12 protein-coding genes are annotated in these 13,867 nt (G+C 57.6%); all 12 read left to right on the top strand.

Annotation, left to right across the window (positions count from 1 at the left end):
* The 12 genes from nuoF (at nt 1) to JMJ04_RS09080 (ending at nt 13,822) form a co-directional block, all read left to right on the top strand.
* Nucleotides 1-1,332 carry an NADH-quinone oxidoreductase subunit NuoF gene (gene nuoF, locus JMJ04_RS09025; protein WP_201370201.1) on the top strand — a complete coding sequence of 444 codons (1,332 nt, stop codon included), beginning with the start codon at nt 1-3 and terminating at the stop codon, nt 1,330-1,332.
* Nucleotides 1,333-1,373: 41 nt separating this feature from the next.
* Nucleotides 1,374-3,563 (top strand): NADH-quinone oxidoreductase subunit NuoG, encoded by a 2,190-nt coding sequence (gene nuoG, locus JMJ04_RS09030; protein ID WP_201370202.1) that lies wholly within the window; start codon nt 1,374-1,376, stop codon nt 3,561-3,563.
* Nucleotides 3,556-4,794: an NADH-quinone oxidoreductase subunit NuoH gene (gene nuoH, locus JMJ04_RS09035; RefSeq protein ID WP_201370203.1), complete on the top strand. Its 1,239-nt coding sequence runs from the start codon at nt 3,556-3,558 to the stop codon at nt 4,792-4,794. The genes nuoG and nuoH overlap by 8 nt, the downstream gene beginning before the upstream one ends.
* 94 nt (nt 4,795-4,888) lie before the next feature.
* Entirely contained in the window at nt 4,889-5,113 is a 225-nt protein-coding gene (locus JMJ04_RS09040; RefSeq protein ID WP_201370204.1) for a hypothetical protein, read from the top strand.
* Nucleotides 5,101-5,550, top strand: a complete 450-nt coding sequence (locus tag JMJ04_RS09045) for a type II toxin-antitoxin system VapC family toxin (RefSeq protein ID WP_201370205.1) — start codon at nt 5,101-5,103, stop codon at nt 5,548-5,550. Before JMJ04_RS09040 ends, JMJ04_RS09045 begins: the two co-directional genes overlap by 13 nt.
* Nucleotides 5,551-5,567: 17 nt before the next feature.
* Complete coding sequence (gene nuoI / locus JMJ04_RS09050) at nt 5,568-6,194, top strand: NADH-quinone oxidoreductase subunit NuoI (RefSeq protein ID WP_201370206.1); 627 nt, start codon at nt 5,568-5,570, stop codon at nt 6,192-6,194.
* 12 nt (nt 6,195-6,206) lie between these two features.
* Nucleotides 6,207-6,734 (top strand): NADH-quinone oxidoreductase subunit J family protein, encoded by a 528-nt coding sequence (locus JMJ04_RS09055; RefSeq protein ID WP_201370207.1) that lies wholly within the window; start codon nt 6,207-6,209, stop codon nt 6,732-6,734.
* Nucleotides 6,735-6,849: 115 nt separating this feature from the next.
* Entirely contained in the window at nt 6,850-7,170 is a 321-nt protein-coding gene (gene nuoK, locus JMJ04_RS09060; protein ID WP_201370208.1) for an NADH-quinone oxidoreductase subunit NuoK, read from the top strand.
* Nucleotides 7,171-7,182: 12 nt separating this feature from the next.
* Nucleotides 7,183-9,192, top strand: coding sequence for an NADH-quinone oxidoreductase subunit L (gene nuoL, locus JMJ04_RS09065; protein ID WP_201370209.1), 2,010 nt, complete (start codon nt 7,183-7,185; stop codon nt 9,190-9,192).
* Nucleotides 9,193-9,197: 5 nt separating this feature from the next.
* On the top strand, nt 9,198-10,769 hold the full coding sequence (locus JMJ04_RS09070; RefSeq protein ID WP_201370210.1) for a complex I subunit 4 family protein: 1,572 nt from the start codon (nt 9,198-9,200) through the stop codon (nt 10,767-10,769).
* A 51-nt stretch (nt 10,770-10,820) separates the two neighbouring features.
* Nucleotides 10,821-12,536 carry an NADH-quinone oxidoreductase subunit N gene (locus JMJ04_RS09075; protein ID WP_201370211.1) on the top strand — a complete coding sequence of 572 codons (1,716 nt, stop codon included), beginning with the start codon at nt 10,821-10,823 and terminating at the stop codon, nt 12,534-12,536.
* A gap of 356 nt (nt 12,537-12,892) precedes the next feature.
* Nucleotides 12,893-13,822, top strand: coding sequence for a hypothetical protein (locus JMJ04_RS09080; RefSeq protein WP_201370212.1), 930 nt, complete (start codon nt 12,893-12,895; stop codon nt 13,820-13,822).
* Nucleotides 13,823-13,867: the final 45 nt, after the last annotated feature.

A 13,867-nucleotide genomic window follows, 5' to 3' on the forward strand; every position in this document is an offset into this window, starting at 1 on the left:
ATGCCAGAAACAGCCAAGTTTCTTACAAAATATATCGATGTGCCGGGAATCGACACGCTTGAGGTCTATCGCCAGAACGGAGGCTACGAGGCCCTGGCCAAGGCCCTGAAGAGCGAGCCAGACCAGATCGTAGAAGAGATCAAGAAGTCTGGTCTGCGCGGACGCGGTGGCGCGGGCTTCCCCACGGGCATGAAGTGGAGCTTCCTGGCCAAAAACGATAAGCCACGCTACCTCTGCTGCAACTCGGACGAGAGCGAGCCTGGCACCTTCAAGGATCGCATGTTGATGGAGCGCAACCCACACCTGCTGGTCGAGGGCGTGCTTATCACCAGCTATGCCTGTCGTGTCAAAACGGCCTTCATCTACATTCGTGGCGAACTGCCCTACGCGGCAGACCAGGTTCAGCGCGCCGTTGACGAGGCCTATGAAGCGGGTCTGATCGGCAGCAACATCCTGGGCAGTGACTATAGTATAGACGTGATCGTTCACCGTGGCGCGGGCGCCTACATCTGCGGCGAAGAGAGCGCGCTGATGGAGTCGCTGGAGGGTCGCCGTGGCTATCCTCGCCTCAAGCCACCCTTCCCGGCGGTGGTCGGCCTCTATGGCGGTCCCACAGTTATCAATAACTGCGAGACACTCTGCACCGTGCCCGCAATCATCGAGCAGGGTGGCGAGTACTACGCCTCCTTCGGCACGGAGAAGAGCAAGGGTACACGTATCTTTGGTTTGAGCGGACACGTCAAGAAGCCCGGTAACTACGAGGCGCCCCTGGGCATACCTCTGCGCACGCTTCTCTATGATGAGCAGTATGGTGGTGGCATCCTCAACGATCGCCAGGTCAAGGCCGTCATTCCCGGCGGTTCCTCGACCTTCTTCCTGGGTCCCGACAAGCTGGACATCCCCATGGACTATGAGTCCGTGGCGGCGGCTGGCTCGATGCTCGGCTCGGGTGGCGTGATCGTTATTAATGACGAGACCTGTATCGTCGGCACTATCGCGCGCGCGGTCGAGTTCTATCGCGATGAGTCCTGCGGGAAGTGTACGCCCTGCCGCGAAGGCACTTACTGGCTCACCGAGCTTCTCGAGCGCCTGGAACATGGGCACGGCAAGATGAAAGACATCGACCTGCTCACCAGCATTTGCGGCAACATCAGCGGTAAGTCGTTCTGCCCCCTGGGCGACGCGGCGACCAGCCTGATTACCAGCGGCGTGCGCATGTTCCGTGAGGAGTTCGAGTACCATGTAACGCATGGCCACTGCATGGTTGGCGGACCTCATAAGCACGGAACCATCAACGCCGAAGCCGCCACCTTGAGCGCTGGCGCTAATTAATTATCCATAGGAATGATACAAACCGTCAGGTAGAAATAATTATGCCAGAAGAGAAAAAGGACGAACTCGTACACCTCACCATCGATGGCATTCCCGTCGAGGTTCCGCCAGGTACCCTGGTGTGGGCCGCCGCGCAGAAGGCTGGTATTGAGGTGCCGATCTACTGCTACCATCCCAAAATGCCGCCGCTGGGTGCCTGCCGCATGTGCTTCGTCGAGGTTGAGAACATGCCCAAGCCCCCTCAGACGGCGTGTACCACGCCTGTGAGCGAGGGTATGGTAGTGCATACCAAGACCGAGAAGGTGCTGAACGCGCGCCAGGGTACGCTGGAGTTCCTGCTTATCAATCACCCGCTAGACTGCCCGATCTGTGACAAGGCTGGCGAGTGCGATCTGCAAGACTTCACCCTGCGCCACGGCCCAGGCGGGACGCGCTTCGATCTCAACAAGCGCCACTATCCCAAGCCTGTGCCCATCAGCAAGGATATCAACATCGACCGCGAGCGCTGCATTCTCTGCCAGCGTTGCACGCGTTTTAGCAGTGAGATCTCGATGGACAACGGCCTGGTTATGATCTCGCGTGGCTACAAGATGGAAGTCGGCACGGCCCCAGGCAATGCCTTTGACTCAAACTTCTCCGGTAACACGGTGGAGATCTGCCCAGTCGGCGCGCTGACGGCCACAAGCTATCGCTTCAAGGCTCGTCCCTGGGAGCTTAAACGCGTTCCCAGCGTGTGTAATAACTGTAGCGTCGGCTGTAACGCTCGCGTCGATGTGCGTGTCGACCGCGTGACGCGCCTGATGTCGCGCAACAACGACGCCATCGATGATGGATGGCTGTGTAACCGTGGTCGCTGGGAGTTTGACTATGTGAACAATCCCGAGCGCCTGCGCACACCCTTAATCCGTCGCAATGGTACACTTACGCCCGCCTCCTGGCCCGAGGCCATCGCCTATGTCGCTCAGCGTCTACAAGAGATCGCGAGCAAGCATGGCACGCAGGCCATCGGCGGCATTGGCTCGACCCGCACCACCAACGAAGAGACCTATCTCTTCCAGAAGCTGCTGCGCGAGGTCCTGGGCACAGCCAACGTCGATCATCATCACGGACTCTTCCTCGGCCCCCGCGACCGCCTGACTGGCAAGCCCTGGATGATGACCAACAGCATCGCCGGACTGGAGAAGGCTGGACACATCGTCCTGGTCGCCTCCGATCCCTATGAGCGCCAGCCAGTGCTCAATCTGCGCATCAAGAAGGCGATGAAGGCCGGAGCCAAGATCAGCATCATCAACTCGGAGACCACCGAGCTAGACCGCTTTACCAATAGCCCCTACAAGGCGGCCAAGGTGAATGTCCCTCAGAATGGTGCGGGCAAGGCGGCCAAGCTGCTGCTCAACTACGTTCTGGAGGCGGGTGAGGTCCAGACCAGCGGCTACGAGGATATCAAGAGCAAGATTGGCCGCGAGAAGGGCGTTATCGCCGAGGCTGAGAGCGCCTTTGGTGCCGAGGTCGTGGCGCAGCTCCGCCAGCTGGCTCAGGAGATCGTCAGTGCTGGCAGCGCCGCGAAAGGCGCGGTTATCCTGTACGATGAGATGGCGACCCTCGATCCCGGTTGCGAAGATCTGGCCGCCGATCTGCAAGCCCTGGCCTTTGTCACCAAGAACATTGACCGCGAGGGCGCTGGCGTTGGTCCCCTCTTCGAGGATGCTAACTCACTCGGTGCGCGCGACATGGGTCTGCTGCCCGACGCGCTTCCTGGCTACCAGGCGACGACGAAGGTTGGTATGACCTACAATGAGATGCTCACTGGCTCGCAATTGAAGGCCCTCTTCGTCATGGGTGCCAATCCGTTGCGCCACCTGAATGGCGCGACCCTGCCTCAGTCCATTGAGTTCCTGGTGGTACAGGATGTCGCCCTCAACGAGACCGCGCAGCAGGCCGACGTGGTTCTGCCCGCCGTGACCTTCGCCGAGAAGGACGGCACCATGACCAACCTCGACCACCATGTGCAGCTCGTACGCAAGGCCCTGCGACCCCTGCCCGGCGCCAAGGCCGATTGGGAGATCCTGATCCAGCTCGCCCAGGCCCTGGGAGCCGACTGGAACTATATGCACCCTCGCGATATCTTCGACGAGATCGCCGAGCACAACCCCTTCTACGCGGGCCTGGCCCACGAAGACCTGGGCATGCAAGGCGTCCGCTCGTTAGAGCAGGAGGTAGCTCATGCTTGATTTCTTAAACAACGAGATCGTCGCTGCGGTTATCAAAAGCGCTATCGTTATCGCGATCCTGCTCACGGTCTTTGCCTATATGACGCTTATCGAGCGTCGCGTGCTGGCGAAGATCCAGGGTCGCCTGGGACCCAACCGCGTTGGCCCTTTCGGTCTCTTGCAGCCGCTCGCCGACGGCATCAAGATGGCTTTCAAAGAGCAACTTGTTCCGGGGCAGGCGCGTAAGTTTATCTACGGTATCGCGCCGATCCTCTCAACCATCGTGGCGCTCTCGGCCTTCGCCGTGGTGCCCATTGGTCTCAACTGGAGCGGCAAGACCAGCGTACACAATGTTTGGGATCCCCTGATCGCCGATGTCAACATTGGCCTGCTCTGGATTCTGGCCATCTCTTCGTTGGCAGTCTACGGTATCGTGCTCGGTGGCTGGGCCTCTGGCAACCGTTACTCCATGCTGGGCGCGCTGCGCAGCGCGGCACAGATGGTCTCTTACGAGACCAGTCTGAGCCTGGCCCTCGGCAGCGTACTCATGTGGTCTCAGACCCTGAGTATGGTTGGCATTATCGACATGCAGCGAGCCCCTGGTATGTCCTGGTTCATCCTGGCGCAACCCCTGGGCTTTGTCATCTATCTCATCGCGGGCATCGCCGAGACTAATCGCGCGCCATTTGACCTGCCCGAGGCCGAGCAGGAGTTGACCGCGGGCTACCTGACGGAATACGCAGGCCTGCGCTGGAGCCTCTACCAGATGGCGGAGTATATCAACATGATCACAGTCAGCTCGGTGGCGACAACGCTCTATCTGGGTGGCTGGAGTCTCTTCGGCCTGGAGACGCTCTTCCCTGGCGCTTCGATCATCATCTACGTCGCCAAGGTTGCCATCTTCCTGTTCATCTTTATGTGGTTGCGCGCAACCCTGCCACGTATCCGTTATGACCGCCTGATGCGCTTCGGCTGGCAGTTGCTGCTGCCCCTGGCCGTCCTGAACGCAGTCATCACCGCCTTTGTGGTGGCGCTGGGTTGGCACTGGGCAATCAGTGGCGTGGCTGGCCTGGTCGTACTCGCGATCATGTTCTTTGTCGCTCGCCGTCAGGGCTTCAGCGAGGGCACGCGTTTTGAGGAGAAGCAGGGCAAGGTTCTGCTCCCCACCTCGGTCCGTCTGGTCAAGTACGAACCCAAAGCCGTCACCGAAAACACCAGCTCCGAGCAAGAGCCAACAGCAGTTCAAGCGTAGGATGACAAGCGTAGGAGACTCTGTTACTATTTTGTCGTATGAGCCATCAATAAGGTAAAGGAATCATTGATGAGCTATCTCAAGGAGAGTGGCAATGTCGACCTACGCTTATCATCAGATCTTACAGCAGGTTCAGCAGTTATCACCTGATGAGCAGCTTCAATTATTGGCAGATCTAGCTAATATGGTCAGGCATCATCAGGTAACCGCTAAACCTCAACACAGCATCTTAGAGTTGGAAGGCTTAGGCAAAGAAATATGGCAGGGTGTTGATGTAGAGGATTATATTCGTCAGGAGCGAGATTCATGGGATGGGTAGAGGACCTGAACGGACAGACTGTTGGAGTGGATACGGCTCCCTTTATCTACTATATAGAAGGCAATCCAGCCTATAAGGATACCTTAAAAGCCTTCTTTCAAGCAGTAGATCAAGGCAAAATCAAAATCGTTACTTCTACAGTCACGCTGCTTGAGACCCTCATTCATCCGTTGCGAACCAATAACAATATCCTGGCTCAACAATACCGAGATATTCTATTTGGCACGAAAGGATTAACAACTCTTTCAGTTTCGCAAAATATCGCGCAAGAAGCAGCACGAATACGAGCCTTACACAACGTTCGAACTCCTGATGCTATACAGTTAGCAACTGCTATCAGTTCAGGTGCTACCTTCTTCCTGACAAATGATAAACTCTTACCTTCGCTGCCAAATTTAAAAATGCTGGTATTGAACGATTTGCGAACGCGTCCTTAAAGCTTTAAGGAGTTCATATGTCTTTTGAAATTCTCAAGGGTATGGGTACTACCCTGAAAAATATGGGCAAGAAGCCTACTACCATCTCCTATCCCGAGGAGGAGCGAGAACTGGCGCCACGCTTCCGTGGTCGCCATGTGCTGCACCGCTACGATAACGGGTTGGAGCGCTGTGTGGGCTGCTATCTCTGTGCAGGAGCTTGCCCGGCTGACGCCATCTACATTGAGGCCGCAGAGAACACCGAGGAGGAGCGCGTCTCCCCAGGTGAGCGCTATGCCCGCGTCTTCGACGTCAATATGCTGCGCTGCATCTTCTGTGGCTATTGCCAGGCGGCCTGCCCCACGGGCGCGATCACCCTGGAGCAAGAATACAAGCTGGCCTCGTTCCATCCCGAAGACCTGGTCTATCATAAAGAGCAGCTTCTGGAGGCGAAGGGCAGCGCGACCGTTGGCTCGAACGAGGTCTGGGCCGATCCCGCCCCCGAACCCGATTCGGCTGAGCAGCCTGTGCCGCAGAAGGGCAATGTCTTCGATGGTTCACAGGCCAGCGCGACCGCAGTTGGACTGGGCAATTACCAGACTGAGCGCCCCGTGCTGTTCGAGAATCCTGACCAGGACGCGGACCGCCGCCAGCTAGGAAAATAAGGAATCGTGATTATGACACCTACGATACTCGCATTCGCCGTGCTGGCAGTCGCCAGCGCCGCCTCCGCTATAGGGGTCATCGCCTTTAAGAACGCCGTCTATAGCGCGCTCAGCCTGATTCTGACGCTCTTCTTCCTGGCGATGTTCTATCTGCAACTGGGCGCGATGTTTATCGCCGTGGTGCAGGTCCTGATCTATGCGGGCGCGATCATGGTGCTTTTCCTCTTCGTCGTGACCATGCTCACACCTGATGCGCAGGATACGGGAGAGGATCGCATCCCCTGGCAACGCTATGTCGGCGGCCTGCTGGGCGTAGTCCTGGTCGGCGCTCTGAGCTACCTGATCTTCAAGAATATCTCTGGTAGCAGCAGCATGGTGATCAAGGCTGGCGATAGCTATAGTCATGCCGTCGCCGCGCATGGCAACGTCGAAGCCTTTGGACTGGCACTCTTCCATGGTTACCTCTTCCCTTTTGAGGTCACCAGCCTGTTGATCGTGGTCGCCATCCTGGGCGCCCTGGTCTTCGGTCGGAGGGCCTAGATGAAGCTATTCTTCCCTGTTTTTCAGGGTCTTCGCTGAACGTGAGGATGGAGGTCTTTTTCCCTTCTTATCAAGGGTCTTTCGCTGAATGTAATGATGGAGGTTTTTCCTTCTTATGCCTGAAATTTCTACATTGCCGCCACTCTCAGCGTATCTGATCGTCAGCGCCATATTATTCGGTATCGGTGCGATTGGCGTGCTTATCCGGCGCAACCCGCTGGTAATCTTTATGTCTATTGAGTTGATGCTCAATGCCGTCAACCTATCGCTTGTGGCCTTTTCAACATTTCTCGATTCCGCGGATGGACAGATGTTTGTCTTCCTGGTACTGACCGTGGCCGCCGCCGAGGTGGTCGTGGGCCTGGCCATTATCGTCTCCATCTTCCGCACCCGCCACAACATTGATGTTGATGAGATGAATATGTTGCGAGGCTAATGAGGGGGCAGTATGATCAATCTTAGTCTGTGGGTACTGCTACCACCCCTGCTCGGTTTTATCGTGCTGGGGTTGGTCGGCAAAGTCTTGCCCCGCGCCGCGATCCTGACTGTGGGCTGGGGCGCGTGTGGCCTTGCCTTTCTCTTCGCGCTGAGCAACTTTGTCTCGATGCTCGGCACGCCAGCCAATGCTCGTTTCAATGACACAGTGGTCTATCACTGGATCACATCGGGTACTGGTACCGGCGCGTTCAATGTCGACTTCGGTCTGCTGCTCGATCCCCTGACCGCGACAATGTTGCTGGTCGTGACGGGCGTGGGCCTGCTGATCCATATATACTCGGCAGGGTATATGGAGGATGATCCGGGGTTCTGGCGTTTCTTCGCCTATCTGAACTTTTTTATTTTCTCGATGGTGTTGCTAGTCACCGCGGATAACTTCCTCTTCCTGCTGATGGGCTGGGGCCTGGTGGGCCTGGCCTCGTTCCTGTTGATCGGTTTCTGGTACCAGCGCTCGGCCCCTGTGGCCGCGGCACGCAAGGCCTTCGTCATCAACGTCATTGGTGATTTCGGCCTGATGCTGGCCATCTTCCTGATCTTCCTGAACTATGGCACGTTGAACTTTCATGATGTCTTCACGAACGTCAACGCAGTCTCGACTGGCAGTGCGACGGCAGTGGCGATTACGCTGCTGATCTTCGTGGCCTGTGCCGCCAAGTCGGCGCAGTTGCCGCTCTACATGTGGTTGCCCGACGCCATGGAAGGCCCGACACCTGTCAGCGCACTGATCCATGCCGCGACGATGGTAACCGCTGGTGTCTACCTGGTCGCACGCACGCATCCGCTCTTCCAGATCGCGCCCGTGGCGCTCAACGTTGTAGCGGGTATCGGTGGTGCGACGGCGCTCTTCGCGGCGACCATCGCCCTGGTGCAGCTGGATATCAAGCGCGTCCTGGCCTACTCGACCATTAGCCAACTAGGCTATATGTTTATGGCCGAGGGCGTCTACAACTATTCGGCGGGCATCTTCCACCTGGTCACGCATGCCTTCTTCAAGGCCCTGCTCTTCCTGGGCGCGGGCGCGGTGATTCACGCCCTGGGCGGCGAGCAGGATATGCGCAACATGGGTGGCCTGCGCAGCCGCTTGAAGATTACCTTCTGGACCTTCCTCTTCGCGACCTGGGCCATCAGTGGTCTGCCACCCCTGGCCGGTTTCTGGAGTAAGGACGAGATTCTGGGTGGGATCTTCGCCCAGGCCGTGCATACCGCCAATCCCGGCTACTATGTGTTGTGGGGCATCGGAATTCTGACGGCTGGCCTGACCGCCTTCTATATGTTCCGCCTCTTCTTCTCAGTCTTCTATGGCGAGTATCGTGGCGGCGCGGTGGTTCAGTCCGCGCACGAGGATGACGAGGAAGAAGACCTGGCTCCCGCGAATCATGGTCATGGCCATGGCGCACCCGCCAGCATCTACCAGGTCTACGAGGTTCCGGCTGTGATGTGGATGCCGCTGGCGATCCTGGCCTTCCTCTCGATCATCGGTGGTGTCTTCGGCTCCTTCTCGCTGATCGGTCTGCCTAACTGGTCGCCGCTGGGCAATTTCCTGGCTCCGGTCTTCTCAGGTGTTCAGACCCCTGAAATCTCACTGGGTCTCGAATGGGTCTCGGCTGGCCTGAGTATCGCAGCGGCGCTGGTAGGTTTCTTCCTGGCTCGTGCTCGTTACGCGCAGGGCTTTGCCTACAAAGAAAGCACCAGCCCGGTCTACAAGTTGCTCTTCAATAAGTACTATGTTGACGAGGCCCTTGGCTGGCTCATCGTCAAGCCCGTTCAGGGCGTGGGTCGTCTCGCCACGCGCTTCCTCGATGGAAGCCTGCTGGGCGGCATCAATACTGGTATTACCGCGCTCTTCCGCGGTTCGAGCAGTGGCATCCGTCGCCTGCAAACCGGCTATATGCGCAACTACGCGCTGGCGATCCTGTTCGGCGTACTGCTGATCGTTCTGTACTACGCGGTGAGGGGGTAGAGGTTATGCAATCGTACATTCTCTCGTTACTGATCTTCCTCCCGCTTATTGGAGGAGCCGTTGTGCTCTGCCTGCCGAAGGCGAACCAGACGCTTATTCGCTGGGTTTCGCTAGCCTTCGCGGGGATCAACGTGATATTCTCGTTCATCCTGGCCCTGCTGTATTCGCAGGCTACGGTGAGCAATTTCAGTCATTCGAGCTTCCAGGAGCGCCTGCCCTGGATTCCTTCGATTGGCATCAACTACACCCTGGATGTCGATGGCATCAGTCTGCTGCTGGTCGTACTGACCTCGCTGCTTGGACTGGTGTGTATGGCGGCCTCTTACCGCCAGCAGAAGCGCTTTAAGAACTACATGGCCTTTATGCTGCTCCTGCAAAGCGGTATCCTGGGCGTCTTTCTCTCGGCGAACCTCTTCCTCTTCTATATCTTCTGGGAGTTAATGCTGATTCCAGCCTACTTCCTGGTGGGTACCTGGGGCGGAGAGCGCCGCATTTATGCCGCGTTCAAGTTTGTGCTCTATACCTCTGTGGGTAGCCTGCTGATGTTGGCGGGTATTATCGCCGTGGGCTACTTCTACACGCGTACGGCGGGTGCAGGCTGTGGCTTCACGCTCGATATCGGCACCCTGACCAACGGTCTGACCAATGCCAATACGGGCGCGGTCACCTGCGCGGCCCATTTCGATAGCACAACACAACTCTGGCTCTTCCTGGCCTTCGCGGCTGCTTTCGCGGTCAAAATTCCCTTTGTGCCGTTCCATTCCTGGCTGCCGGATACCTATAGCGAGTCGCCCGCGCCCGTGACGGCTATCCTGGCTGGCGCCATGTCGAAGACCGGTGCCTATGGCTTCCTGCGCATCTGCATTCCGCTTTTCCCGCTGGCAGTGCAGACTCTGGCTCCGTTCTTTAGCATCCTGGCCGTCGTCGGTATTCTCTACTGCGCGGTCCTGGCCCTGGTCCAGACGGATCTCAAGCGCATTCTGGCCTACTCCAGTATCAGCCACCTGGGCGTGGTGATGCTGGGTATGTTCGCCTTTAACGCGCAGGGCGTCGAGGGTTCGGTCCTGCAGATGGTCAACCATGGTATCACGACCGCGACCCTCTTCCTGATCGCGGGCTACATCGAGGAGCGCGTGGGGACACGCAATATCGCCGACTTTGGCGGCATCGCGACACGCGTGCCGATCATGGCGACGATACTGCTGATCGCGGCCCTCTCGTCGTTGGGTCTACCTGGACTCAACAGCTTCGCGGGCGAGTTCCTCTCGCTGTTGGGCGCGTTCCGCAGTAACGTGACTCTGGGTGTGCTGGGAACCGCCGTGGTCGTCCCTGCCGCCTGGTACATGCTGCGCTTCTTCCAGGGCGTGATGACGGGTCCAGGCCCGGCCCTGGGTCCGGTAGCGCAGGTCACACGTCGCGGCGGCCTGGCGGATATCCGTATGGGCGAGTTCCTGGCGATCCTGCCACTCCTGGCGTTGATCTTCTACATCGGCTTGCAGCCTGCGCCGCTCACATTCCTGCTGCACCAACCGGTGTTGAACACGATGCAAAATCTAGGCAATGCGTTCATCAAATGAGCGTAGAGGGAGCCTCCCGCGTGGCGGCTCCTCTCTCACGAGGTATGGTCAATGACGTTTACATTCACTGTCACCGCCGCTGATTGGTGGCGAATAGCGCCATTAGTGGTCCTGGTGGGCATGGCTCTCATTGTGATGCTGGTTGATGCCGTATTGCCGCATGAGGGTGAGCGCACCAAGCATAGCGGACCACAGAACTACACCATTCTGCCAATCCTGGCATTTGTGGGTGTGGTTGGCGCTATCGGAACCACGATCGGACTTTTACTTGGCGGAGATCAGCGCGAAGCCTTCAATGGCATGGTTGGCTCAGATCAGGGCACACAACTGGCGTACCTGATTATCCTGAGCGCCGCTGGCCTGGGCATCCTGCTCTCGCCGCCGTATCTCAAGCGCCTGCAACTGGTACACCAGGGCGAATATTATACGCTGATGCTACTAGCTGCAGTGGGCATGATGCTACTGGCCGCTTCGACCAGCCTGCTCACGGTCTTCTTGGGCATTGAGATGCTCTCGCTGGCCCTGTATATTCTCTCGAGCTTTATCGAGCGCCGTCGCGCCTCGCTGGAGTCGGGCATGAAATACTTCCTGCTCAGCTCCTTCGCCTCGGCCTTCCTGCTCTATGGCCTGGCCCTGACATATGGCGCGACAAATAGCACACGTTTCCAGGATATCGCCTTCTTTGCCGCGCACCTACCAGGTGCGGCCAATGGCACGGCACAGGCTCCGATTCTTCTGATCGTGGCCCTGGGCCTGCTCACGGTGGGCTTCGCCTTCAAAGTCTCGGCGATTCCCTTCCAGGCCTGGACGCCCGACGTCTACCAGGGCGCGCCCGCTCCTGTGACGGCCTTTATGTCGGTCGGCACCAAGGCCGCGGCCATGATCGCCTTTGGGCGGCTCTTCGGACTGGTCCTACTGCCCTTCCATGATACCTGGGCGCCCGTGATCTGGGCCATCGCCATCCTGACCATGGTTGGCGGCAATATCATGGCTGTGGTACAGACCAACGCCAAACGCCTGTTGGCCTATTCCAGCATCGCGCACGCTGGCTATATGCTGATCGGCATTGTAGTTGGTGGCACGCTCGGTATGAGTGCGCTGCTCTTCTACCTGGCCTGCTACACCTTCCTGAACCTGGGCGCCTTTGGCGCAATCTCGGTTCTAGAGGGCCTGGATAACGCTGGTAGCAGCGCCAACGATTTGCGCGGTCTCTGGCATCGGCGCCCGGTTGTGGCTGGTCTGCTGGCCTTCTTCCTGCTGGCCCTGGCGGGCTTCCCACCCATGGCAGGCTTCGCTGGTAAGTACTACATCTTCTACGCCGCGCTCGCGGGTGGGCATCCTGAACTGTTGATCATCGGTGTCCTCGCCAGCGTCCTGGGTATGTACTACTACCTGCGCGTCATCGCCACCATGTTCATGGAGCAGACGGAGGAAGAGAAAGAGGCACTGACCCTGGGAACCGTTCCGGCCTCGCCCAAGGTCAGCGAATCCCGCCGTCCGGCACGCACCTCTGGTGCCGCTCGGAGCACCACCGCGACGCTCTCGCGTGGTGGTGCCGCCGTCGCCGTCAAGCCAGAGACACGCACCGCTGTGGTGAACTCACCTCTCCCCGCCGAGGCGGAGGAGCAAGATCCAGCGCGCAGCCTCAACTGGTTCGCCTGGACCGCCCTGGTCATCGCGACCATCGGCACACTCGCGGTCGGCACGGTCCTGCCCTTCTGGCTCGTCCAGCTCGCGCAGCAAGCCGCCCCCATGATGCTCAAGTAACACTTACTCAAGAGTAGAAAAAGACGCCCTCTCACTATGGGAGGGCGTCTTTTTCTACTTTGTGACAGTTGCTCTAATTGTTACAAAAGTGTTACAAAATGCTTTGCAATTTACACAGTTTCTCTCACATTTCGTCATAATTTCGTGACATCGACTCGCTATACTTCCTGAAGATGAGCGAGCCTAGAAGACTGGATTGTGGAATGTAGTTTTTGCCGCTCTCAATACACACATGGAAGAAGTATAGTGATATGATATCTACTCCGAAAAAGACCGAACAATCTTCATTTTCTCATAATACGGCATCGCAATTTGAAGGTTTTCATTTCTCCTCCTTGCTTCGTAGAGGATTTGAGTTGAATCCCTGGCTTATGCTAGTAGGCCTGATGATGGTGCTGACACTCCTGGCTGCTGGCGTGGGGCTGATTGTGGACCATCGAGTTATTACTGGCGCACCGGCCTGGGTCAAACCAGCTAAATTCGCCATCTCATTCAGCATCTACTGCTTTACATTTGTCTGGCTTCTCACGTTTGTACAGCGTTGGAAAAAGCTAGTAGCTCTCGTGACTGCTGTAAGCACCATTGGGGTGATCGGTGAAATGGGACTAATCGTCTTACAGGTGGTACGCGGGGTTGCCAGCCACTTTAACCGGGCCACTACCTTTGACTCGACAATCTACTCGACCATGGGAACATTCGCGGTGCTGCTCTGGGTAGGAGCCTTTTTGACGGCGATCTTGCTCTTGTTTGAACGTCGTACCGAGAAAGCGCTGCTCTGGTCATTGCTCCTGGGTCTCGTGATTGCCATGGTTGGGATGTACGTTGGGGTAATGATGACGCAACCCACCGCCATGCAGTTGGCCGCGAAGCATGCCGGGCATGCTCTCCTGATCAGTGGAGCGCATAGTGTCGATGCTCCCGATAGCAGTCCAGGCCTGCCCTTTCTGGGATGGAGTACGGTTGGGGGAGACCTACGCATTGCCCATTTCGTCGGATTACACGCCTTACAAGTATTACCCCTGGTTGGGTGGCTCCTCTCAGGACAACGTTTCTCCTGTCTGCGAATAGGCCATCGCGTGGCTCTTATCTGGACCATTAGCCTGGGCTATCTGGGGCTGGTTGCTTCACTCCTCTGGCAGGCCTTGCGCGGCCAATCACTGATTGCTCCCGATGCGCTGACATGGCTAACCTGGAGCGGTGTGGTTGGTCTGACCCTGCTCGCGATTGTCGCGATTGTCGTCCATGCTCGCCTGAACGTGATTCACAGCACTCGCTTGAGCGTATAGTAAGTGAGACCTGTGCTTCTCTAAAAGAATATGGCCGATATGAGA

The organism is Ktedonobacter robiniae (assembly GCF_016587375.1).
Classification (GTDB): domain Bacteria; phylum Chloroflexota; class Ktedonobacteria; order Ktedonobacterales; family Ktedonobacteraceae; genus Ktedonobacter; species Ktedonobacter robiniae.

Excerpts from the sequence above, each read along its gene's own strand:
- nuoG (WP_201370202.1), top strand. The coding sequence starts at position 1,374 with ATGCCAGAAGAGAAAAAGGACGAACTCGTACACCTCACCATCGATGGC.
- nuoL (WP_201370209.1), top strand. The coding sequence starts at position 7,183 with ATGATCAATCTTAGTCTGTGGGTACTGCTACCACCCCTGCTCGGTTTT.
- nuoK (WP_201370208.1), top strand. The coding sequence starts at position 6,850 with ATGCCTGAAATTTCTACATTGCCGCCACTCTCAGCGTATCTGATCGTC.
- JMJ04_RS09045 (WP_201370205.1), top strand. The coding sequence starts at position 5,101 with ATGGGATGGGTAGAGGACCTGAACGGACAGACTGTTGGAGTGGATACG.
- nuoF (WP_201370201.1), top strand. The coding sequence starts at position 1 with ATGCCAGAAACAGCCAAGTTTCTTACAAAATATATCGATGTGCCGGGA.
- JMJ04_RS09075 (WP_201370211.1), top strand. The coding sequence starts at position 10,821 with ATGACGTTTACATTCACTGTCACCGCCGCTGATTGGTGGCGAATAGCG.
- JMJ04_RS09055 (WP_201370207.1), top strand. The coding sequence starts at position 6,207 with ATGACACCTACGATACTCGCATTCGCCGTGCTGGCAGTCGCCAGCGCC.
- JMJ04_RS09070 (WP_201370210.1), top strand. The coding sequence starts at position 9,198 with ATGCAATCGTACATTCTCTCGTTACTGATCTTCCTCCCGCTTATTGGA.
- nuoH (WP_201370203.1), top strand. The coding sequence starts at position 3,556 with ATGCTTGATTTCTTAAACAACGAGATCGTCGCTGCGGTTATCAAAAGC.
- nuoI (WP_201370206.1), top strand. The coding sequence starts at position 5,568 with ATGTCTTTTGAAATTCTCAAGGGTATGGGTACTACCCTGAAAAATATG.
- JMJ04_RS09040 (WP_201370204.1), top strand. The coding sequence starts at position 4,889 with ATGTCGACCTACGCTTATCATCAGATCTTACAGCAGGTTCAGCAGTTA.